This window comes from Spartinivicinus ruber (genome assembly GCF_011009015.1).
GTDB lineage: Bacteria > Pseudomonadota > Gammaproteobacteria > Pseudomonadales > Zooshikellaceae > Spartinivicinus > Spartinivicinus ruber.
The window spans coordinates 1,072,328-1,094,933 of the sequence record NZ_CP048878.1; the positions used below are offsets into that span (position 1 = coordinate 1,072,328).

General features: G+C 38.3%; 17 protein-coding genes. 11 read left to right on the top strand and 6 right to left on the bottom strand.

Translation table 11 applies throughout. The annotated features are described in order from the left end of the window. The first annotated feature begins 215 nt into the window (after nt 1-215). Nucleotides 216-2,657, top strand: a complete 2,442-nt coding sequence (locus G4Y78_RS04885; protein ID WP_163831963.1) for an EAL domain-containing protein — start codon at nt 216-218, stop codon at nt 2,655-2,657. Between the two features lie 12 nt (nt 2,658-2,669). Here G4Y78_RS04885 and G4Y78_RS04890 read toward each other — a convergent pair whose 3' ends face one another. The 3 genes from G4Y78_RS04890 to G4Y78_RS04900 form a co-directional block, all read right to left on the bottom strand. Next, a complete protein-coding gene (locus tag G4Y78_RS04890; protein ID WP_163831964.1) occupies nt 2,670-3,416 on the bottom strand; it encodes a substrate-binding periplasmic protein in 747 nt (248 codons plus the stop codon). 169 nt (nt 3,417-3,585) lie between these two features. After that, on the bottom strand, nt 3,586-6,723 hold the full coding sequence (locus G4Y78_RS04895) for an efflux RND transporter permease subunit (RefSeq protein ID WP_163831965.1): 3,138 nt from the start codon (nt 6,721-6,723) through the stop codon (nt 3,586-3,588). Between the two features lie 38 nt (nt 6,724-6,761). Continuing rightward, nucleotides 6,762-7,925, bottom strand: a complete 1,164-nt coding sequence (locus G4Y78_RS04900) for an efflux RND transporter periplasmic adaptor subunit (RefSeq protein ID WP_163831966.1) — start codon at nt 7,923-7,925, stop codon at nt 6,762-6,764. 234 nt (nt 7,926-8,159) lie between these two features. Here G4Y78_RS04900 and G4Y78_RS04905 point away from each other — a divergent pair, with 234 nt between their 5' ends. The 9 genes from G4Y78_RS04905 to G4Y78_RS31605 all read left to right on the top strand — a co-directional run bounded on the left by G4Y78_RS04905 (nt 8,160) and on the right by G4Y78_RS31605 (nt 14,946). Further along, entirely contained in the window at nt 8,160-8,642 is a 483-nt protein-coding gene (locus G4Y78_RS04905) for a hypothetical protein (RefSeq protein ID WP_163831967.1), read from the top strand. A gap of 133 nt (nt 8,643-8,775) precedes the next feature. Continuing rightward, a complete protein-coding gene (locus G4Y78_RS04910; protein WP_163831968.1) occupies nt 8,776-9,582 on the top strand; it encodes a substrate-binding periplasmic protein in 807 nt (268 codons plus the stop codon). Nucleotides 9,583-9,672: 90 nt separating this feature from the next. Continuing rightward, the gene (locus tag G4Y78_RS04915; protein WP_163831969.1) at nt 9,673-10,074 is read left to right on the top strand and encodes an acyl-CoA thioesterase; all 402 of its coding nucleotides are present in this window, start codon (nt 9,673-9,675) and stop codon (nt 10,072-10,074) included. Nucleotides 10,075-10,121: 47 nt separating this feature from the next. After that, on the top strand, nt 10,122-10,847 hold the full coding sequence (locus G4Y78_RS04920) for a pyridoxine 5'-phosphate synthase (RefSeq protein WP_163831970.1): 726 nt from the start codon (nt 10,122-10,124) through the stop codon (nt 10,845-10,847). Nucleotides 10,848-10,966: 119 nt separating this feature from the next. Then, nucleotides 10,967-11,662 carry a 4'-phosphopantetheinyl transferase family protein gene (locus tag G4Y78_RS04925; protein WP_163831971.1) on the top strand — a complete coding sequence of 232 codons (696 nt, stop codon included), beginning with the start codon at nt 10,967-10,969 and terminating at the stop codon, nt 11,660-11,662. A 395-nt stretch (nt 11,663-12,057) separates the two neighbouring features. Then, nucleotides 12,058-12,711 (top strand): RNA ligase family protein, encoded by a 654-nt coding sequence (locus G4Y78_RS04930; RefSeq protein ID WP_163831972.1) that lies wholly within the window; start codon nt 12,058-12,060, stop codon nt 12,709-12,711. A 2-nt stretch (nt 12,712-12,713) separates the two neighbouring features. Further along, the gene (locus G4Y78_RS04935) at nt 12,714-13,538 is read left to right on the top strand and encodes an HD domain-containing protein (RefSeq protein WP_163831973.1); all 825 of its coding nucleotides are present in this window, start codon (nt 12,714-12,716) and stop codon (nt 13,536-13,538) included. Between the two features lie 33 nt (nt 13,539-13,571). After that, a complete protein-coding gene (locus G4Y78_RS04940; RefSeq protein ID WP_222937590.1) occupies nt 13,572-14,696 on the top strand; it encodes an ISAs1 family transposase in 1,125 nt (374 codons plus the stop codon). A gap of 34 nt (nt 14,697-14,730) precedes the next feature. Then, on the top strand, nt 14,731-14,946 hold the full coding sequence (locus G4Y78_RS31605) for a hypothetical protein (protein WP_408022090.1): 216 nt from the start codon (nt 14,731-14,733) through the stop codon (nt 14,944-14,946). Here the strand turns inward: G4Y78_RS31605 and G4Y78_RS04945 are convergent. Then, nucleotides 14,933-16,366 (bottom strand): aminotransferase-like domain-containing protein, encoded by a 1,434-nt coding sequence (locus tag G4Y78_RS04945; RefSeq protein WP_163831974.1) that lies wholly within the window; start codon nt 16,364-16,366, stop codon nt 14,933-14,935. The two genes, G4Y78_RS31605 and G4Y78_RS04945, sit on opposite strands and share 14 nt — an antisense overlap. 324 nt (nt 16,367-16,690) lie before the next feature. Here G4Y78_RS04945 and ltaE point away from each other — a divergent pair, with 324 nt between their 5' ends. Next, nucleotides 16,691-17,716, top strand: a complete 1,026-nt coding sequence (ltaE, locus tag G4Y78_RS04950; protein WP_163831975.1) for a low-specificity L-threonine aldolase — start codon at nt 16,691-16,693, stop codon at nt 17,714-17,716. Nucleotides 17,717-17,781: 65 nt separating this feature from the next. Here ltaE and G4Y78_RS04955 read toward each other — a convergent pair whose 3' ends face one another. Beyond that, a complete protein-coding gene (locus G4Y78_RS04955) occupies nt 17,782-19,284 on the bottom strand; it encodes a DUF4153 domain-containing protein (protein ID WP_163831976.1) in 1,503 nt (500 codons plus the stop codon). A 142-nt stretch (nt 19,285-19,426) separates the two neighbouring features. Further along, entirely contained in the window at nt 19,427-22,264 is a 2,838-nt protein-coding gene (locus G4Y78_RS04960; RefSeq protein ID WP_163831977.1) for a hypothetical protein, read from the bottom strand. Nucleotides 22,265-22,606: the final 342 nt, after the last annotated feature.

The window sequence follows — 22,606 nt, forward strand, 5'->3', positions numbered from 1 at the left end:
ATTTCCTTTCTTTAGTTACCTAACTATCTTTAGTAAGCTTATCACCATTAAAAGTAATAAAGAAATTATTTTTAATTATAAAGCTATGCATGCCGTTGCTTTTTGTTGGCTATCCATGACTCTTTTTACCGATAGGTGTTATAGAATCAATGTAATATATAAATACTTTAATCCCATAGATAAAAGCCATAACTTTAAATGATATAAAAAAGTCCATGGATATTCCTTCATTTCTTAAAATTCGCTCTACAGGATTAGGTAGAAAATTACTTTTTTTGATTATTATTGCCAGTTCAATCATTACTTTATTTCTTACTATCACTCAGCTTTATCTTGATTACAGAGTAGATCGCGGGCTTTTAGATGAACGCTTTGCTGAAGTTGAGCGGAGTCATATACCCAGTTTAATTTCTAATATTTGGTTATTGAATAAAGATATAGTCGAATCTCAGTTAGAAGGAATTAATAGCCTTCCTGACTTTGTTTACACTGAGTTGCTGGATGATAAAGATAGGGTGTTTTACCATGTAGGAGCGAAAGAGGGAGAGTATCTGATTAAAAAAGAATGGCCATTAATTTATGATAGTCCTCAAGGAGAAAGGAGAATTGGAGTATTAATTGTTTGGGCAACATTAGATAATATCTACAACCGTTTGTTGGATAAAGTATTTGTTATATTAACCTCTCAAGCCATTAAAACATTTCTGGTCTCTGGGGTAATTCTTTTTATCATTTATTCTGTAGTTACCCATCGTTTGGGAGTTATTTCAGCTTTTTTAGCTAAGTGGGATCCCAGCTCCGATGAGTTACCGCCAAAAATAGAATCAAAACGAACCAAAGCTAAACCAGATGAGTTGGACGAATTAGTATCAATCATTGAAGAAATGCGCATACGCTTGAGTCGTTCATTTGAAAAGATGCAGGAGCTGTTTGATGATGTTCAAAATCAAAAAAACCAGCTAAAAAAGGTATTCGATGGATCAAGTGACATTATCTTAGTCGTTGATATAGAAAAACAAACAATTAGCACTTGCAATCGGCGGGCAGAGCAAGTTTTAGGGTATCAAGAGGGTGAATTATCGGGGCAACTGATTAAGCAGATATTCCCCTGTAACTTTAAGGATATTACAGCATTTAATAATGAAATAGATGCTAGTGATGAAAATATTGAGGTAAAGGAGTTAAGGGTTTTTTCTGCAGATGGTCAGTCAATTCCTGTTGAAGCAGTGAGCTCAATTATTGACTATCACGAGCGCCCCCAGTTATTGATTTTGTCTCGGGATATTCGCGAGCGTAAATCTCAAGAAGCCAAAATCAATCGAATGGCATGGTATGATAGTTTGACTGGTTTACCTAATAGAGCACTTATTCGTGACCGTATTCATCAAGCATTACTACATAATAAACGCCACGATGATTATAGTGGCGTATTATTTGTGGACTTGGATTACTTTAAAGATATTAATGATTCTTTAGGACATAATATTGGTGATGAATTGTTAGTAGCAGTTAGTCTGCGTTTGAAGGAAGATGTGCGAGAGGAGGATTCTGTTGGGCGTTTGGGTGGTGATGAGTTTATTATTTTGTTGAACAATTTAGGGAAAAGTGAGACTGTTGCTCGACAGTCTTTAGCAATAGTAGCTGGCAAGTTATGTACATCACTGGCACATCCGTTCTATGTGACGGGTAATAAGCTGTCTGTAACTGCAAGTATGGGGGGGGCACTATGTCCAGCAGATGGTGATGATGTAGATGAACTATTGCGGCGAGCTGATCTATCAATGTATAAGTCAAAAGCTGCAGGTCGTAATAATTTTACGATGTATTCAAAAGAACTCGATATAGCCTCTGCTAAACGACTTAATTTGCTTGTCGCTTTACGAGAAGCTATTCATAACAAGGAGTTTGTGCTTTTCTACCAACCTATCGTTGATATGGAAACAAATCAAGTTGTGAGCATTGAAGCTTTAATTCGATGGCATAAAGACGGGAGGCTGATATCACCCAATAACTTTATAACTCAGCTAAGTGAAACGGGGTTAATTATGCAAGTGGGGAATTGGGTTATAGAGCAAGCTTGTAAGGAAATGATGGCACAACTAAAAGAAGGTGGTTGCCAACGCCAAGTGCCTATTGCAGTGAATGTTAGTCCTGTTCAGTTTGGTAGTGAGGGATTTATTGATCATTTAAGTAATGTATTAACAACAACTGGCTTACCTCCTCATTTGCTGGTGCTTGAGGTTACCGAAGACTTAACAATGGATGACTCAAGTGGAGCCATTCAACGATTGCATAAAATCCGTGAGTTGGGAATTAAACTTGCCTTGGATGACTTTGGTACTGGTTACTCTTCATTGTCTTATTTGAAGCGTTTACCTGCTTCAAAATTAAAAATTGATAAGAGCTTTACTCGTGACATGTTGGTTGATTCAGATGATAAAGCAATTGTTTCAACTATTATTTCGATTGCCAAAGAGCTTAATCTGGAAGTAGTAGCTGAAGGGGTTGAACAGCCAGAACATGCTAAAACATTAGTAAGGATGGGGTGTGAACAGGCTCAAGGCTTTTACTATATGCGCCCACAGGCTTCATTAAAAGAGGCAATAATGATGGTGCCTCCTGATCAATTGAATAAAGTTAAAAACACAAATAATTAAACAAGATTTTTATTACTTATTACTGCTTTGGCTAAGTTCTAACACTTCTGAGTAACTCATCGATATATGCTTTCGATAAATTTTGTCCATAATGCCTTCTTTAATCATATCTTTGATTGTGGCACCGAATTTTTTTGCTAACACATTGTTTTTAGGAGCAAAAGCCAGATAAAGATTGGTTGAGTCAACCACTGGCTTAAGCAATTTAATTTGTAGATTAACTTTTTTTGCTAATATAGGGGCACTGAATACATCAATCAAGGCATAGTTATAGCGTTTTAGCTTTAGCGCCTCTAGTACTTTTTCGTCACTGGCAAAATCAACACGTTGCCAGCCGGAAAAAGCGGCAATTTTTTTTGTATAATCATAAGCAGTAACCATTGCAACTGGTTTACCTGTGATATTTTCCCAGGAAAACGTATTTTGAGGAAAGTCTTTACGTACATAAATTCCTAGTGGATAGACACTAGTAGGTGTATCAGCAACAATATAAGGCGGAAGATTCGCATTATCGATAACTGCATCATAATAGCCTTCAGCTACATCTTTTAAGCAACGGGCCCAAGGTAACTGATCAGCAATGAATATCATCCCCATTCTGGGAAATGCTTCTTTGTAAACATCGATGGAAATCCCTTTAACCAGATGATTGTCTTTTCCATAAGTAAATGGTGGCCACTCAACACCACAAAGCTTTATGTCAGCAACGGCTTTGAAGCTAAGGAATAAAATAAACAGGGTTAAGGTACAATATTTCATTGAAATACCGGTATATCATTTTTAAGTGGTTTTTGCTCTAAGGTTAAGCTGGTAACGGCTTACCACTAAGAGTAGTATGATATAGTATTAGTATTTTGCTAAAAAAAAATAAATAGACTCGAACGGTCGTTTCATAGATTACTCTGCAGGATCATACACTGATATTGGATTATTTTTCATGTCCTGAACTGACGTTGGTGGTTCCCCTTTTCAACCGTTCGCGAATAGACTGAACAATTACATAAAATACAGGTACTAATAGAGTACCAACTATGCCTGCTGCTAACATACCACCAAATACACTATAACCAATTGACCGACGGCTGGCAGCCCCTGCACCGGTGGCAATCACCAAGGGTAAGACGCCTAATATAAAAGAAAAAGCAGTCATTAATACGGCTCTAAATCGTAATTTAGCTGCTTGCATAGCTGCTTCAGTAATCTTAAGTCCATGTTCTTCTCGCTGAACCTTTGCAAACTCTACTATGAGAATGGCATTTTTGGTGGCTAGGCCAATTAATAATACTAAGCCAATTTGGGTGTATAGGTTAATATCAGCACTCATTAACCAAACGTAAATAAATGCGCCAAGTATCGCGACGGGTACTGCCAGAATCACAGCCCAAGGAATTGACCAGCTTTCATATTGTGCGACAAGAAACAAATAAACAAAAACCAAGGCTAGGCTGAATAATACAGGTGCAAGATTTCCAGCCGCTAATTCTTGGAAGGTCATCCCTGTCCACTCAAAATTATACCCTGTGGGTAGCACTTTTTTGGCTACTGCTTCCATCGCGGTAATGGCTTCACCAGAGCTGACACCTTCAGCAGGCTGGCCATTAATGCTAATTGAGTTAAAGAGATTATAGCGAGTAGCAATATCTGGCCCCAGAATAGAGCTGGTATTAATTAGAGTCCCTAAGGGCACCATTTTTCCTTCGTGACTTCTTACATAAAAACGGTTGATATCTTTTTCATCATCACGAAAGTCTGCTTCAGCCTGCAACATAACCCGGTAGGTTTGTCCGAATTTATTAAAATCATTTACATAGTAAGATCCTAACTGAGTTTGCAGTGTTGAAAATATATCACTTAAAGGGACCCCTAAGTTTTTTGCCTTAAGTCGATCAACATTCAGATAAATTTGCGGTACGTTAGCCCGAAAAGTGCTATAGGCAACACTAATCTCCTCTGACTGATTGGCCTGTAGAATTAAAGCACGCATTACCCCTGCTATTTCTTCGGCATCTCTGCCCATTTGATCAGTTAGTACAAATTCAAAACCCCCAGTAGTACCTAACCCGGGTATAGCTGGAGTGCTAAATGCCATTACTTTAGCTTCGGCTAATTGACTTAATTTAGCCTGCACTTGCTGTAAAATTTGCAGCTGAAATAATTCTGGCTTCTCTCGGTTATGCCAAGGCTCTAATACCACAATACCTAAGCCAGCATTAGAAGAAACTGCCCCGTTTAGCAAACTGTAGCCTGTTACAGTCATTACATCGGATACACCTGGCTGCTGTTTAATAATATTACTGACCTTTTGAGAGACCTGGCTGGTTCGGTTTAATGAAGCCCCATCAGGTAACTGAATATCAATCATAAAATAGCCAGTGTCTTCGGCTGGGATAAAACCAGAAGGCAGTTGTTTTGCAAATAACCAAATAAAGCCAATTAACACGACAAATAAACAGCTTACCAGGCTTAGTCTTTTTAGCAGTTGACTGACTCCACTGGAGTAATGATGAGTTAACCAGTCAAACCATTTGTTGAATAATTGCAGTGGATAGATAGGTGTGGTTAGCTCGTTTTTTAGCAAGCTGGCACATAAGGCAGGGCTTAATGTTAATGCATTAATTGAAGAAATCAGTACGGCAATGGAAATGGTAACAGCAAACTGCTGGTATAATTTACCTGTAATACCCGGCATTAATCCAACTGGTACAAATACAGCTAATAATACCAGCGTTGTGGCGACAATTGGGCCAGAAACTTCAGTCATTGACTGTCGTGTTGCAGTGACAGGGTCATGGCCCTCTGCCAATAGGCGTTGAACATTTTCAATGACTACAATTGCATCATCTACAACGATACCAATGGCTAGAATCACAGCAAATAGAGAGATGGTATTAATTGAAAAGCCTAAACCATATAACACGGCAAAGGTACCAATTAATGATACGGGAATAGCAATTGCTGGTATGAGGGTTGAGCGCCAATCCTGAAGAAAAATAAAAACAACAAAAATCACTAAAGCGACAGCAACAAACAGGGTTTCTACTACTTCACTAATGGATTCTTCAATAAAACGGGTGGAGTCGTAGAGTATTTCGTACTGTACATCTTCTGGAAATTGTTTTTCCAGCTCCTCCATTTTTTGATTAATAGCTTTAGCTATAGCCAAGGCATTTGCATCAGGAGACTGGTATACAGCCATAATCACACTAGGTTGGTTATTTAATTCACCAAACCAGCTGTAGTTTGCTGCACCTAACTCTATTTTCGCAACATCTTTTAAATAGACGATAGAACCATCGGCTGTTGCTTTGAGGACTACTTTTTCAAAGTCAGCAGGTTCATTTAATCTTCCTTTGGTTTGCAAGGTATATTGAAACTGCTGGTCAGGTGGAGTGGGCGCGGCACCTAATTGTCCGGCAGGTACCTGGAGATTTTGTTCTTTTAAAGCATTGGCAATGTCCAACGTTGTGATTCCTAAACTTGCCATTCGGTCAGGGTTTAACCAAATACGCATGCCATAGTCAGTACCACCTAAAATTTGTGCATCACTCACCCCTGAAATCCTAGCCAGGGTATCGCGAATATTGATACTGGCATAATTAGATAAAAATAGAGCATCGTAGCTCTTATTAGGGGAGGTCAGGTTAACCACCAGCAGCATATTATTTGATTTTTTCTTGACTGAAATGCCCTGGCGGATTGCTTCTTCTGGTAATTTGGGGTTGGCCAGTGCGACTCGATTCTGCACATTAATTTGTGCCAGGTCTGAGTCAGTACCAACAGCAAAGGTGACAGCTAATTTATAACTGCCATCATTTGCACTTTTAGAAGACATATAAATCATATCTTCTACCCCGTTTACCTCTGCTTCAATAGGGTTTGCAATAGTTTCTTTTACAATACTGGCACTGGAGCCTGGATAGGATGCAGTGACCTCTATGACAGGCGGCGTAATTTCAGGAAACTGGGCAACTGGCAGTAGAGGAATGGATAATAAACCTGAGAGAGTAATGACAATAGAAATAACAAAAGCAAATTTAGGGCGGCTAATAAAAAATTGGCTAAACATAATTTAACTCATCATTGACTAGCAGTATTGGGTGTAGCCTACACTTTTGGTGTTGTATTGGTTTTGATAAGTGTGGCTTTAACAGGCTGTCCTATTTTTAGCTTTTGTAAACCTTCAATAATAACCTGCTGGCCAGTTGTTAACCCTTCTTTTACTTCCCAACTGTTACCTATTTTTGCTCCAATGGTGATGCGTTGTACGGTAGCAAGCTTTTGCTCATTAATCACAACTACAAACTTGCCTGCTTGGTCTTCTTGTACGGCAGCTTGTGGAATTGTAATTGCCTGTCTGGGTTGGGTTCGCTTAATAATGACTGTTACAAACTGACCTGGAATCAGTAACTTATCAGGGTTAGGGAAGACGGCACGTACCTTAAGAGTACCAGTAGCTTCATCAATGCGGTTATCCAGAAAATCGACTTTACCTTGCTTATCGTAAATGCTCTTATTCGCTAATTTCAGTTGAACAGTCACCAGTTGTTGTGTGTTATTCTGTTGTAATGCTTTTGTCTCTTGTCTGAAATTGAGTACGTCTTTTTCATTGGCCTGAAAATGTACATACATTGGGTTTAGGGTGACAATATTGGCTAAAACATCTTGAGATGGGCTAATTAGGTCTCCAATACTTTTTTCTGACTGCCCAATGCGTCCACTAACTGGAGCTGTTATTTTCGTGTAACTAAGATTTAACTCTGCTGTTTTCAAAGCGGCTTCACTTGCAGTGACAGCGGCTTCAGCCTGTAATTTTTTACTGGTTAAGTCGTCCATTTGTGATTGACTGATAGTGCCTTTTCTTACTAATTGTTTGCCACGTTGAAAATTAAGGTCGGCAACTTCTTTTGCTGCTATCTGACTAGCTAGTTCTGCTTTTAAACGATTAACTTCTGACTGATAAGGTCCTGGGTCAATTTCAAATAACAGAGCGTCTTTTTCCACTTCCTGCCCTTCTTGAAAGTGCCGGGTTAACAAGTTGCCTGATACCCGAGAGCGGATTTTTACGTCTTCTGTAGGCTCAGTTCGTCCTACTAACTCAACACTGGGGTGGATGGGTTGAGGGCTAATCGAAATTGCTTTAACGGCAGGTGGTTGTTGACTGGGTTTAGTGGATGATTCATCAGAGCAAGCGACAAATAGTGAGATGCAGATAAGTAAATATAAACGTGAAACAGGCCAGCCCTGGCTTATTACCTTTCCTGTCAGCATAAGTAGTCCCTATTAGCTGAAAGTGTTTGCATACCTTTTGCGAATGAATTTTACACCTAAAAATGAATCGTGATAAGTATACTGCATAAAACTAAACTGTTTTGTTAGAAAATAGTATAACTGATTACTTGATTATTGAGCATTAAAAAATAAATAAGCAGGTGGTTTGGCCGATAAGATAAATATGAACAATAAGTAAAAAAATAATGGTCTAACTCAGTAGAGGTGTTGAAAATGTGGTTTACCGACAACCTACTGACAGCAGTTATAAGAGATGCCTTAGATAAACTGGGCGAAACTTCAAACGTGGCTTGTCAGCTATTGCTAGGCACGGCTAAAACAGAGGGTTGGCGTGCTGGTCAACATCGGTTTATGGAAGAGCAGCTGGGTGTATTTCAAATTACACCAGCAGCCCATCAAGCGGTGTGGGATCAATGTTTGGCTTTTTCGCCTGAACAGGCAAGCACTATCAGAGGGATGGCATCACAGCGGGCTTTTTTGGAAGCGCCACATCAGGAGTTAGTGGTTAATATTCGTTATGCAAGTGCAATAGCGTGGAGTATTTACTGCTCACAAGGACTGATATTACCTGAGAGTGCAACAAAACTTAATTTAGCCCAGTTATGGCAGACATATTATGAAAATGGCTCCACAACGCCTCGTTTACTAAAACACTTCTTTCAAGCTACTTCTATACTACAAGCTGAAGCTGCATAAAATTTTTTAATATAAGCTATAATTGCATATATTGACTTGTTACAGCTTTATTATCCAATCAAGCAATGGCTAGTCTAGATAAAGTTTCTATGCATTATTGAACTATGCTGGATAAGTAGTTTGTGGTTTTGGTGTGAGCACTATTTATTTTAAAAAATTACTAAATGTGCTTAAGCAATTTATTTATATTATCTCTTTTTTATTATTTTGGTGGAGCTTTTCTGCTCAAGCTGATATACAAAAACCTGCAATTATTTCCGCTCATCCTTCCTATCCTCCTATTATGTGGCAGCAACAGGATAAAATGGTTGGCGCTGCCTTTAAATTAATTGACCATATTTTTACTAAGCTATCCATTGAATATATAGCTACTCCAGTAGGGCCTTGGAAGAGGGTGCATAAAAGTGCTAAAGATGGAAAAATAGATATTATTGCTGCAGCTTATATGAATAGTGAAAGAAAAGAGTATTTATTATATAGTGAGTGGTTTATGGAAGATCCTGTTGTGCTATTTGTATGGCATAATAGGCAGTTTAATTATGAATCATGGGATGACTTAATTGAAAAACAGGGTACAACCCAACTAGGTGAAAGTTATGGAGAAGCATTTGACCAGTACATTAAACAGAATCTAGCAATGGACTGGGAGCAAAAATATATTAACCATTTTAAAAAGCTAGAGTATGGGCGGGTAGATTACTTTTTGTGTGGTTTATACCCTGGGTTGATAGAAGTAAACAAATATGGCTATGAAGGTAAAATCATTGCTCTTAAAAAGCATGTGGTTAATGAAAAGTTCTATATTACTGTTTCAAAAAAATCGCCTTATGCTTCATTATTGCCAAAGATTAACCAGGAAATAATAAAGATTAGAAATACTAAGCTAATTGAAAAGTGGGTAGAGGAGTCGATGACTTATTATAAGCAAAGCAACCAATAATAACTGTCTTGCTTCACCTTTTGTTTCTGTACTCGGCGTTACGACCTCTTTATACTATCTCATTAAACTCTGTACCAAACAAGGCTAACTATGTTTAAACAAATAATAACACCTGGCTTTTACGAAACGGATGCATTAGGGCACATCAACAATACAGTGATTCCTATGTGGTTTGAAAAAACAAGAGAACCGCTTTTTAAATATTTTACCCCTGACTTAGACCCCACTAAATGGCGTTTAATATTGGCCGGTTTTGATGTACAGTTTTTAGCCGAAATTAAGTATGGTGAGCCGGTTGAAATTCATACAGGCTTGCAGAAAGTAGGTAATGCTTCGTTTGTTGTTAGCCAGCGTGCTTATCAACGACAGCAACGTGTGGCACAAGGAAATACCACTTTAGTTCAGTATGACTATCAAACTAAGCGTTCAGTACCCATTGATGATAATATTCGTGCTCAGCTGATGGAGCATTTGCTCAGTGATGATGAGTAACAACTAATTTATACTGGCGTTACTAAAACAGTGGGTGGGGTTGGAAAATGGCAACGGTATTGAGTGTTAACTTAAATAAAATCGCTTTGTTAAGAAACTCACGAGGGCGTAATTACCCTCAAATAGAGCACTATGCCAGGCAGTGTTTACAGGTAGGAGCTGGTGGTGTAACCATTCATCCTCGCCCTGACCAACGCCATGCTACTTATGATGATGTGGCTTTGCTAAAGGGCGTTGTTCAGGAGTTTTCTGGTAAAGAACTCAATATAGAAGGGAATCCTATTCCTGAGTTTCTGGATGTAGTATTAAAAAACTCACCCCATCAATGCACTTTGGTTCCTGACCAACCAGATCAGCTAACGTCAGATCATGGTTGGGATTTAATCACTCAAAGTAAACAGGTGGCCCCTATTGTTGAACAGCTTAAAGCGGCTGGCATTCGGGTTAGTTTGTTTATGGATCCCGTTAAAGAACAAATTGAACTTGCCAAACAGGTTGGAGCTGATCGGATAGAGCTATACACAGAGTCCTATGCTAGCTCATTTCAAGCAGGTGATTATACATCTGTATTAGAGCAGTATAAGCAAGCCACTGAATATGCGACATCTATTGGTTTAGAAGTCAATGCAGGTCATGATTTGGATCTGCGAAACTTGGCTACTTTTTTAACAATCCCTAATATTAAAGAAGTCTCTATTGGTCATGCCTTGATTGTTGAGTCTCTTGATCAAGGGTTTACTAATGTTATTAAGCAATACATGAAAATTGTGTAATAACTGTTGTGGTTTTTCTCACCTAGAGTTTTTGCTCTGCTTCAATTTTAGCTCACTCACCCTCCCTCTGGGAGAGGGGTGGGGTGAGGGTATAAAAGTTTCTAAGTATTTTTTTCTTTATGAATATTGAACACACAGTTATAAACTTTTCTGATTTTCTTAAAATTGATCAGTTAAAAAATAATAGAATTAATATTTTTTATGCTGATTTTAATAATCTAGAGTCGTATCTTGATACCAGTATTTTAAGTGAAGAAGAACAGCAGCGCGGACAGCGTTTTGTTACTGAGCAACTACGACTAAAATTTAGGTTGTCCCACTATTTTAAAAGAATAGTCTTGGCCAAGTTTACTGAGTGTGATCCAAGCAAGTTTCGATTTATTAGTGATAAATATGGAAAACCATCACTTGTTGACCAGACAGACTGCCAGTTTAATTTATCTCATACTGACTGTGCTGTTGCAGTCATGGTTTGTCATCAAGCGGCTTGCGGTATTGATATTGAAACATCAAAAACAATGAATGATCGACAGGGAGTGGCCGAGTATTTTATGCACCCTGATGAATATGCAGCTTGGCAAGAGCAAGGATTAAATGAAGACCTTTTTTATAAGACGTGGACAAAAAAAGAAGCTTTAACCAAAGCCATCGGCAAAGGAATGTCACTCAATTTTAAAAGTATTAAACTAGCAGTACCTTATCAGCATGAAAATGGTATTTACCAAATTCACTATGTAGGCCAGTTTGAAAATACTTATATGGCATTTGCTTGTGAGGAAGGTTGTAATCAAGCTAAAGTATATTGTTTGATCTAATCTTAGTTGTAACTTTCAATTAACTATGATTAAATCTCGCCTTTCAATATAGAACACCAAGATAAAGGCTGAGTAGAACTCAGAAGAACCATGTAATACCTCAAACTATATAGCCAAAGCGAATGGCTTTTAGGGGCGGCCGTCGAGTGATGAGACCCATGAGTTTATGTATTTATAAATGACTGGGTGAAGAACGACGACAACAAACCCTAAAAATCCTTCGAGAAGGATATTCACACCATACGGAGTTTCTGTCGTCATGATCGACAGAGTGGTTTCTATTGTTTTAATTAATCAACTACTGATTGCGTAGATTTTAAGTGATCTGCTGTTTTGTGCTCTTGAGAAAGTGCATTTTTATAGTTAGTCCGTAGTTGGTTTGTGAGGTTTATTACATGAACTACTATAAATACCCCCGCACCTTGCATTTGCCCTGGTCTCCTGGTTTTTCCGCTGATGATATTGCCATGGACCATTGTGACCGTTTTACAGGCAAAGAAGTGGTGATTACCGAAAAACTGGATGGTGAAAATACCACTATGTATCGGGATAATATCCATGCTCGTTCAGTGGATAGCCGGCAGCACCCATCTCGTAATTGGGTAAAACGTTTACATGGTGAGATATGTCATCTTATTCCTGAAGGTTGGCGGCTATGTGGGGAAAATATTTATGCCCAACATTCCATTATTTACGACAACTTAATCAGCTATTTTTATCTGTTTTCGATTTGGGATGAAAATAATGTTTGTCTTAATTGGCAGCAAACATTGGAGCAAGCTAACCAATGGGGGCTAGCCATACCAAATGTGTTGTATCAAGGCGAATGGAATGAAAAACTGGTTAGAGCCCTAAAAATTAATACCCAGCAATCAGAAGGCTATGTAGTTAGACTAGCTACATCATTCCATTACGATGAGTTTAGCCAGGCCGTTGCCAAATGGGTGCGGGCTGGCCATGTTACCAGTGATGAACATTGGATGCATAAACCCATTCTACCCAATAAATTAGCGCCAAATAAAATAGTGGACGCTGAGGGGAGTGCATAGTGATGAATAATAAAAATAGAGTGAAAACTAATGGCACAAAAATAAATCCAGTGAAGAACTGGATAATGGCATTAACTGATCGTGCAAAACCATCTTTTACTGAATGCTTATCGGTATTAGGTGAGCAACTCCCTTTATTAAAGGAATTTCAACATACACTACAAGAGCCACAATGGCATGCAGAAGGGGATGTGGCTATTCATACAGAGATGGTGTTAACCGCGCTTTATCGGTTGTTGGATAATGAGGCTGCCCATATTAAGGGGTGGCGACGGGCCAGCTTAATCTTAGGTGCTTTGCTGCATGATATAGCCAAGCCAGTTACTACCTTGCAGCGTGAGGTGCGTGACCTGCTGAGATGGGTATCCCCTAAACATGAAACTATCGGGCGCGATTATTTATTATTTCGCCTGTTACCTTTTGAATTGCCAAAAGCGGCTTGGTTGACTGTTTTGCATTTGGTTGGAGAGCATCAGGTACCTAAATGGTTAGTGATAAAAGATAAGCCATTTGTGGACTATTTGCAGTTGGCCAGAAAAGTGGATTTGGAATTGATTTATTTTCTGGCATTAGCTGATATGCAAGGTAGAGAGTGTGAAGATAAACAGTGGCAACTAGAATTACTGGAATTATTTAAAATGCAGTGCCTGCAGTTTAACTTGTGGCAGCAACCACCTCACCAAGACTGGTTAAAGGCAATTGAGCAAGACATTGCTGGTTTACCAGAAACTACACAGGCATTGATAAAATCAGAGGCTGTTTATCTGCGGGAGCAGGGGATAATACACAGGGCAATCGCATATAAAAATACAACAAAATCAGTATAATAGGATAAAAAGCAACTGATATAGAGTGCAACATTGGTAAAAAATAGTACAGTTTTAGATCATTTTGAACAGTTAGATGATCCTCGAATGGAACGCCATCGTCGCCATAAGCTCATTGATATTATTACTATTACGATTTGTGCCGCTTTATGTGGAGCAGATGACTGGGTAGCTATTGAGCGATTTGGTAACGCCAAAGAATCATGGTTTAAAAGCTTTCTAGAACTACCGAATGGAATACCCTCTCATGATACCTTTGGTCGTTTTTTCTCACGCCTTTGCCCTATCTCGTTTCAAAGCTGCTTCATCCAATGGATTCAGTCAATCACTGATAGCTTACCTGGCAAGCTGGTAGCAATTGATGGTAAAACCCTTAGACGATCATTTACTGAACCTGATAAGAAGAACGCTATTCACTTGGTTAACGCATGGTCAATAGAAAATAAGCTGGTGTTAGGCCAACTTAAAACTGATAGGAAATCCAATGAAATCACCGCCATTCCTGAACTATTAGAAGCAATAACAGTTAAAGGTGCTGTTGTATCAATAGATGCGATGGGATGTCACAAAGCCATTGCTGAAAAAACTCGTGAAAAAGAGGCTCATTACTTGTTGGCAGTTAAAAATAACCAACCTCGTTTATATTCTGCTATTCAAGAACAACTGTATTCTAAAAAAGCCAAAGTGTATCAACGTCCCGCTATAGACTTTCATTCTTCAGAAAAAGAACAGCATGGCCGTCATGAGATACGGCGCTGCTGGGTTTATCACTCAGTGGCTAAACTACCTATAGCAACAGAGTGGATCGATTTAGCGGCTGTCGTTAGGGTTGAAACAGAGCGCACCTTGCAAGGCAAAAAAGCAAAAGAACAACGCTATTATATTTCTAGCCAGCCCTTGTCAGCAAAAGCTGTCAGTGAAATGATTCAGCATCATTGGCAAATTGAGAATAGCCTACATTGGAGTCTGGATGTTGCATTTAGGGAAGATGATAGTCGAATTCGTATAGGCCATTCAGCTGAAAACATGTCCAGGATTAGACAAATAGCCCTTAATATACTTAAACAAGATGACACTTATAAAATTGGTATAAAAAATAAGAGGCTGTCTGCTGGTTGGGATCATGAGTATTTAATGAAGTTGATTTGTTCCGTGTAAATTTATATGCGATTGCCCTGGGGATGCTACTAACATCAGACGTGATTTTAGGGATCAGTTATTCACGATGATTCGAAACTATGACGGCTTAATGCAGCTGGTTATGCTAATAAATACAGTGGACGTATGCATTAAACAAAACCGGAAACGTGCCAATAGTTTGCCAGATCACGTTATTTTAGAGCAACAAGGCCGATTTGAGATGCCGCTCCCGCTAGAGGCTCATCAGTTAAGCTTTATATGCTTGTAGTTAACTGCTTAATTAATGTACCTAGTTTTTTAATCGCCTCAATTCGATCTTGTTCCCATGGTTGAGAAAAGTTAATCCTGAAACAATGTTTATATTTTTCAGGGCTAACAGAAAATAATTCTCCTGGAGCAATAAGAATTCCTTGTTCTTTAGCTGAGAAATACAGTTGAGTGGTATCAGAGGATTTGGGTAGTTCTACCCATAATACGAAACCACCTTTGGGGCTTGAAAGGCGAATATCCGTAGGAAAGTAATCCTGCAGAATAGTCAGTGCTTGATAATAACGTTGTTGATAGCGTTGCCGTGCCTGACTTAAGTGCTGGTGATAATTGCCATACGTTAAGTAATCTGCCAGGGAAAGTTGGTTTATCATTGGGGGAGCTAGCCCCATCAGTAATTGCTGGTAAAGAATCGTTTGTTTATGTTTGTCTGCTACTAACCAGCCTGTTTTTAATTGAGGAGAAATCGATTTTGAGGCGGACGAGCAATATAACACTTGCCCATTTTTATCCAGCGATTTTAACGCTTTAGGGCGCTCTTTTTGATAGCCTAGCTCGCCAAAAACATCATCTTCTATAATTGTCGTATTATACTTAGTGACAATTTCCAGTAGCTGTTGTTGATGTTCTATAGGCATACTATCGCCTAAAGGGTTAGCAAAATTAGGGCAAGTAATCAGTGCTTTTACAGGCCATTGACTTAGCATGCCGTCAAGTACAGTTAAGTCGATGCCGGTGACTGGGTGGCTTGGAATTTCAAGCACTTTCAGATCCAACGCTTCCAGTAGTTGCAATATACGATAGTAAGCGGGTGAGCTGATGGCAATAATATCCCCAGGCTTAGCTAATGCTCTCAAACACAGCATCATGGCGCTTTGGCAACCGGTGGTAATGATGATGTTGTCTGGTGTTGTCATAATCCCTGCATCTGCCAAAACACGGGTAAGTTGTTGGCGTAACTTAATCGTACCTTGTAACTCGGTATTGCGCTGCATAACGGAGTAACGCTGACGAACCAGCTTGGCAAAGCTTTTTCTTAATGGTTCATTGGCAGGTAAGTCAGCCGCTGGATTTGCTACACTAAACTGGTGGTATTTGCCATCAGCAGCGCTGGCTACCAAGTCAATTATAAGCTGGGAACTAGTAACTGACTCGGGGGTGGGTGGTATCTTATTATCACCTGCTTGAGGGGCAGCAAAATGCACTTGGGGTTTTACATAAAATCCTGATTTGTAACGCGCTTCAATAATTTCTTGGGCTTCCAGATAATTGTAAGCAGCCATTACACTGGTAATGCTAATATTCATTTGTTTAGCTAGACCTCTTACCGATGGCAGTTTCTGTCCGGCTTGATACACCCCTGTTTTTATTTGCTCGGCAAGCTGTTCCGCAAGCTGTTGATAGATCGGTGTCTGCTTCATAGAAGTAACTATTTGTTATACTCTTCGCGAATGACTTTGACTATATTAAGGCATTAGTGAACGATTATAAGCATGACGTTCTACTGTTATCTCAACTTTAATTATCTGTTATGGTTGAAAGCTAATCAATCTGTATCTGTTATTGAATCTGTTATTCCCTTAAGATTTACCTTAATTAAATATGAAGTAATGGGATATTCTTCTGTCACTCTACAAATCCATCCATGGCCTTTAGAGTTAAACAGGTTCCAGACCGTCGTTTCAGAATACCTCCATCACTCCATATTTCTGTAAATGATGATTAAAAAGGTTAAGGGGTCATTTATGCAATCTATTGATTTTCGTAGTGATACAGTAACGCGGCCAACAGAAAAAATGCGTCAGGTGATGGCTAATGCTGTAGTAGGTGATGATGTTTATGGTGATGATCCAACGGTTAATGAACTGCAAGCAATAGCGGCTGAAAAACTAGGATATGAGGATGCTATTTTTGCAGCCAGTGGCACGCAAACCAATTTAATAGCATTAATGGCGCATTGTGAACGGGGGGATGAATACCTGGTAGGACAGCAAGCACATACCTATAAATTTGAAGGAGGTGGGGCTGCTGTTTTAGGAAGTATTCAACCGCAACCTATTTTAGAAGGTGAAAATGGGTGCTTACCGTTGGAGGATATTAAAGCGGCAATAAAGCCTATTGACCCCCATTTTGCTAGAACCCAATTACTGTGTTTAGAAAATACCCATTCCGGTAGAGTGCAGTCACTTGATTATATCAAAGAAGCGACCAGCTATGCTAAATCTGTCGGATTAGCCTGCCATTTGGATGGTGCACGGTTATTTAATGCAGTGGTTAAACAAAACATTGATGTAAAACAGATTACCCAACACTTTGATTCAGTCTCCATTTGTTTATCTAAAGGGCTGGCTGCCCCCGTGGGTTCTTTATTATGTGGTAGTCATGAGTTGATTAAGAAAGCTCGTCGCTGGAGAAAAGTGCTTGGTGGTGGTATGCGTCAGGCTGGTATTTTAGCCGCGGCAGGCATTGTTGCACTAAATGAGCAAGTAGACAGGCTGGCAGAAGACCATGAAAATGCACTGATTCTCGCTCATAAACTGGCAAATATAGAAGAGCTTTCAGTTGATATAACGAAAGTACAAACCAATATGGTTTTTGCTGAGTTAAAAAGTTCAACCCCAGCAGAACTAGCAAGTCATTTACAAAATAACGGTATACTGATCAGCCCTTCCAACACTATTCGGTTTGTCATTCATAAGGATATTAACCAGAATGATATTGAAACGGCAGTAGGATTAATAAAAGGTTTTTTCTATAATAGGAAAAAGTAATTTTTTATTAAGCTTAATTTCAGTGCTGAAAGCCATTACCTCCTACCAGCACTGAAATACTTCTCTTATTGAAGGTAAGTCATTATTTTACAATCTTGCTTTTCACTTAATGAAGCAACGACTTGTTGTGCTTGATCTCTTGATCTGTTCCACTGCTGCCAGCTGGCATTTTGGTAATCTTGTAGACGATAGTTAAATTGCACTAATAGGTTACACCAGTTTTTTGTCGAGTTTTCCTGAATATAATCTGCAATTACTGGGTAAGCATCCTCACTTAAGCTCGATAAATAAGAGGTATCTGGTCTTATATTGGAAAACTTGTTTTCCAAGTTGGCTTTAGCGATTAATGCATCGGGATTAATGATATTGAGTACGAGAATAAAGCTTAAAGCAGCACTACTTGACCAAAGCACAAAAGCCCCTCTTTTTTGCCGCAGTACAGTAGCAGCATAGCAAATAAAGATACTCATAATAAAAAGTAAAAAGGCTATTGAATAAAACCTTAGCTCAGTTAAGCTGTAGTTTTTTAAATAAAGTGCCATTCGATGTAAGGCAGATAATTCGATAATGGCGGTAGCTACAATTGTTAAAACAGAAAGTCGTATACACCACTTTTTGATGTTAGATGGTTTATTGGTTTGTAATGCATCAACAACCAACAGAACGGGGATGACAAGTATGGCTACAAATACTAGTTCCCAAAAACCCTGTTTTGCATAGGTAGCGTAGCTAAGGTTATTAGTGCCAAGTACCAGTTTATCGCCACCAAAAAAATAGGTTAACTGAACCCCAATAAAAGCAAAGAACAATAGGTTAATACTGGCTAATACGGTTAAAACTTGAATGCTGTCAATGGCAACCGGCGCTCGTTCAGTTGTATTTAATAACTCATTACTTGGCTTTGCTTGGCCTAATCCTGGTGCTAGGGTTAAATAGAAAAAAACCAGGGTAATTAGCCAATAACAGCCAAACTCTAAACCGGTTAATATTATTTCATTAGCGTTAAATGCAAAAAAATTCTCTGCAAAATTCTGAAATCTGGGGTCTGAGGTGATTAATAATCCACCAAATAATAACAGCAGAGGTGTTGCCCATAACAGTCCAAATATAATAGAACGAAGATAGTGGCGTTTGGTACTATTAATGGCTGTAAATGGTGATACAGCCTGAATAGTAAAACTAGGTAAAGTGGCAACTAAATAGCCAAGTACTTTAAATGGGCTACTTATTACAGTAACAATGGCAATGTTGACCGGGTTTTTTTGGGAGTAGGCAATGGCTAAAGCAAGTAGGGATGTGATAGCTAAGCCTAGATAACTTAATGCATGTAGCACTGGAGATGCTCTGAAAACAGGCAGTAGAGTCAATAAGCAAGCTGTTCCAATCAGCCACCATTGGGTTTTAATTATTTCGTCATTATTATTAAATGACCGGCGAGCGGCAATTAAGATCACCAATAAGGTGCAGATGAATAGAGCAAACCCAAGCGCACCTTCTAAGAATAACGCTAACCCTGCGGCAGCAAGGCTAGCCACCAGCACCACTGGCTGAATCTTTTGTTTAAACATAATCAACACCCCTGAGCTTGACAGTTGTGCTGATTATGGCAAGCTAAAATGCAATTTCCGTGAGGGAAATGTGCAGATTTGGTGCAAATCAAAAAAGCCACAATTGAACTGTGGTTATGGCAAAAAGACTACAGTTTATTTGCTAACGCCTTTCAGTATAACCTCTGTGTTCTGGTGACCAGCGAGCATAATTCGCAGTTCGTTTTGGTTCTGGAGCGGGCTGGGGAGCTGGTCTAGATACCGATGATGGGGTGCTGGCTGAACTAGTCGTCGTCGAGCTTTTTGGTGTTGATGAACTTGAAGGCTTTGATTCTGAAAAGCCACCAAATGAACTATTTGGTTGTGATGTAGAGTGAGAGCGTCTACTTGAAGTACTTTGGCTGGCAACTCTTGTTGTTTGAGCTCGCTTTTGTTCTTCAAGCTGTTGCTGTCTTTGTTGCTCCTGTTTACGTTTAAAGTCAGCATAATCTGATTTAGCTTGTTTGACGGCTTTGTCAGATAAACTATCGACACGTAATGTTATGAAGTCCTTATCTAGTTTAGCAATTTCTTTTTCTAAATTATCAAAATCTCCAGGTTTTATTTTAATTTCTTCAGGTTTAATACCATTATGATTATAAAGCGCTTGTGATTTCATTAAGTTTGCAAAATCAGGGTGATTTTTAGCCTTACTAATGCACTCATCTATTAATGATGGGGGTATTTTAGTATTTAAGAACTCAGTTTCGTTGGAGGATAGCTTACGCTTTTTTTCTTTAATTATCTTATCCCAAATTTCATGAATTTGACTGGTTAATTCTCTTTCAAATCTACTTATTTGGTTTTCGACTTTAGTTGATTTTTCACTTTGATCAATTTTATTAAGCTCATTTTTTATGATTCCGTCCACATTACTTTCCTTAATATTTGAAGCCAATTTGTTGGAGCTATCATCCACGTTGTATTCTGATTTGGTAACTAAGTCCTTATGATCTTTTATGTAATTTTGGGCATTATCTGATGCTCGGTCAAACTTTTTCAGGCGAGAGCTTGAGATAAGTGACTCTACTTCATGGGCATATGGCAGTAAGTCATTTTCTCTAAGTTTTTCAGCAATAATCATAGCCCCTTTCCCTAAATTTTTAGTTTTTCCATCGTCAAATAGTTTGCTATAAAAATCTCTGGGGCCTTGTTTACTTTTGAAAAAATTACGTACTATTTGCCAATTGGTCTTGTTTTCTCTATAGCTATTTTCAGCTAATAATGCCATTCTGACTTTTCCTAACTCTTTGTCCGCAAGTGGAAGCTTATCATTGATAGCAATAATTAAGTCTGCAACAGCATTGGCCATCTTTGGAGAGTTATTTTTTGAAAAGTTTGTAATCCGGAATAAATAACCTGGTTGATTTTCTTTAAACTCTCTTGCATTTCTTGTTAGCACGTCAAGCGCCTGATTAGCGTTGATTTTCCCTTCCTTGATAGCAGCAGTAAGTAAACTAACATAGTCACGATTAGCTGTTAGTTTTAAATGGAAGGTTTCTTTCGTATCATCAGGATTGTAGAGCATGTTCACCATTTTTGATGAAAACTCATTACTCATTAGCTTTTGTGCAGCTCGTAGAGATTTTTCTGGGTGATTATTTAAGTTTAGGTTGTTGGCTTGTTTAGTCAGTTGATCTAGCGTTTCAAAGCTGTCTTTAAGTGTATTTCGTTGAGCTTCAAATTTTCCCAATTGATTTGGAGCCTCGGCGCTTTTCTTAAGTAGGGTATATGATTCTCCGAATATATTGCTACCATTACTGGCACTGGTTTTTTGCTCAGATCTCTGAGAGGTGTCTTTTATCTGTTGTATTGTTCCTGCTTTTATTGTTGTGTTGTTACTAACAGAGACATTAAACTGATTATTGCCTAAATCTTTATGCTCGTAAGCTGTTCGAGGCTTAACTGTCATCCATTCTAGTTTGTCAGCAGGGATATCTTGGGTCATAAAAACAGCATCGTTTTCTTGTGTATCTTCCCCTGCTATTTGCACTAAGCTTTTTGGTATCCGATAAACATGAGCGTATGCTGATTCATCTTTAGGATCAGTTTTATGACCAGTATAATCCTTAATTTTATCAATACTTGTTGTAAGATATAGTTTGCCAATACAGTTTCCATATGCCTCTTCGCTAGCTTTTTCATATGTGCTTGCACATATAATGTCTTTTAACTCTTGATCATTATCGAGTTTTAATGCTTCTTCTATTTTTGCAGGTGTGCCAATAGTTCTATTTAGTCTTTTGATTCCAAGAGTTTCTTGAATAAATGCTATATCAGGTAATTTTTGATCTGGGAAATTATTTTTTATATGCTGAATATAACTTGGATGATATCTAAATTTATGCTTATTATTACCTTCATAACTTTCAACTAGATCTTTCATTGAATGGCCATGTGCTGTCGTAGATTTTAATTTATCCTTAAGCTTTGTTACATTTTCCTTATAAGCACTTTCATCAAATTTTCCTGATTTAATGGAGGCTTGATAGATAGCACGCTTCATTGGTAATGATTTTTTGTTTAAATATTCATTTCCACAGGTGGCTCCATTAAGAACTCTCTGCTCATCCGCAACTTTCAGCCCTTGAGACTTTATTAATTCGTGTACAGAAGAGGGAGCGACAGAGTAATAAAAATCACTAAACTCACCTTTATATGGTGGAAGGTCTAGTTTGGCTGTTTGTATGTCTTGAGTGGTTGATATGGATTGAGCAAGGGAGATTGATTTACTACTTTGAGTTGAGTTTTCTGTTTTATGTAGGCTTAAATCTGTATTATTAGCTTGAATATTGTTAGTATTTTTTGTTTCTTTATTAAATAGATCTTTTGCATCACTCTCCACGGGTTTTAACTCTACTTTATTTCCATTAGATAGTCGACCTGAATTGGCTGACTGACTTGTTTGAGTGTTGGGTGAAGATGCCGTCGAATGTTGGGTTTTAATTGGGGCTTGAAGCATTGTGCTAACCGATATAAATCAAGTGAAATTTAGTCAATATAAATAAAATGGTGAGGAAAATGTAATAGACTATTAATATTATGAAAATAGTCGTCATCTATTATGGCTGTTCTAACTGAAGTTTAATTTATGATAGTGAACTTAGTATTCTTTGAGTAAGCTATATTTTAAATTTAGTATATTGTTTTTTATTTTTTGGTTGTTTTTTGATTCAAAAATATGAGTTTTTTATTGTAACTAGTTGGGAGAATGTTGTTTTTTTTGGAGAGAGTATGCTTTTTATATCAATATGACACTGCTAAGTATTTGAAATATACTTTTTTAAGACTACTTTGGTTGTTG

Excerpts from the sequence above, each read along its gene's own strand:
- ltaE (WP_163831975.1), top strand. The coding sequence starts at position 16,691 with ATGCAATCTATTGATTTTCGTAGTGATACAGTAACGCGGCCAACAGAA.
- G4Y78_RS04930 (WP_163831972.1), top strand. The coding sequence starts at position 12,058 with ATGAACTACTATAAATACCCCCGCACCTTGCATTTGCCCTGGTCTCCT.
- G4Y78_RS04885 (WP_163831963.1), top strand. The coding sequence starts at position 216 with ATGGATATTCCTTCATTTCTTAAAATTCGCTCTACAGGATTAGGTAGA.
- G4Y78_RS04890 (WP_163831964.1), bottom strand. The coding sequence starts at position 3,416 with ATGAAATATTGTACCTTAACCCTGTTTATTTTATTCCTTAGCTTCAAA.
- G4Y78_RS04920 (WP_163831970.1), top strand. The coding sequence starts at position 10,122 with ATGGCAACGGTATTGAGTGTTAACTTAAATAAAATCGCTTTGTTAAGA.
- G4Y78_RS04955 (WP_163831976.1), bottom strand. The coding sequence starts at position 19,284 with ATGTTTAAACAAAAGATTCAGCCAGTGGTGCTGGTGGCTAGCCTTGCT.
- G4Y78_RS04915 (WP_163831969.1), top strand. The coding sequence starts at position 9,673 with ATGTTTAAACAAATAATAACACCTGGCTTTTACGAAACGGATGCATTA.
- G4Y78_RS04905 (WP_163831967.1), top strand. The coding sequence starts at position 8,160 with ATGTGGTTTACCGACAACCTACTGACAGCAGTTATAAGAGATGCCTTA.
- G4Y78_RS04895 (WP_163831965.1), bottom strand. The coding sequence starts at position 6,723 with ATGTTTAGCCAATTTTTTATTAGCCGCCCTAAATTTGCTTTTGTTATT.
- G4Y78_RS04945 (WP_163831974.1), bottom strand. The coding sequence starts at position 16,366 with ATGAAGCAGACACCGATCTATCAACAGCTTGCGGAACAGCTTGCCGAG.
- G4Y78_RS04900 (WP_163831966.1), bottom strand. The coding sequence starts at position 7,925 with ATGCTGACAGGAAAGGTAATAAGCCAGGGCTGGCCTGTTTCACGTTTA.
- G4Y78_RS04935 (WP_163831973.1), top strand. The coding sequence starts at position 12,714 with ATGAATAATAAAAATAGAGTGAAAACTAATGGCACAAAAATAAATCCA.
- G4Y78_RS04925 (WP_163831971.1), top strand. The coding sequence starts at position 10,967 with ATGAATATTGAACACACAGTTATAAACTTTTCTGATTTTCTTAAAATT.
- G4Y78_RS04960 (WP_163831977.1), bottom strand. The coding sequence starts at position 22,264 with ATGCTTCAAGCCCCAATTAAAACCCAACATTCGACGGCATCTTCACCC.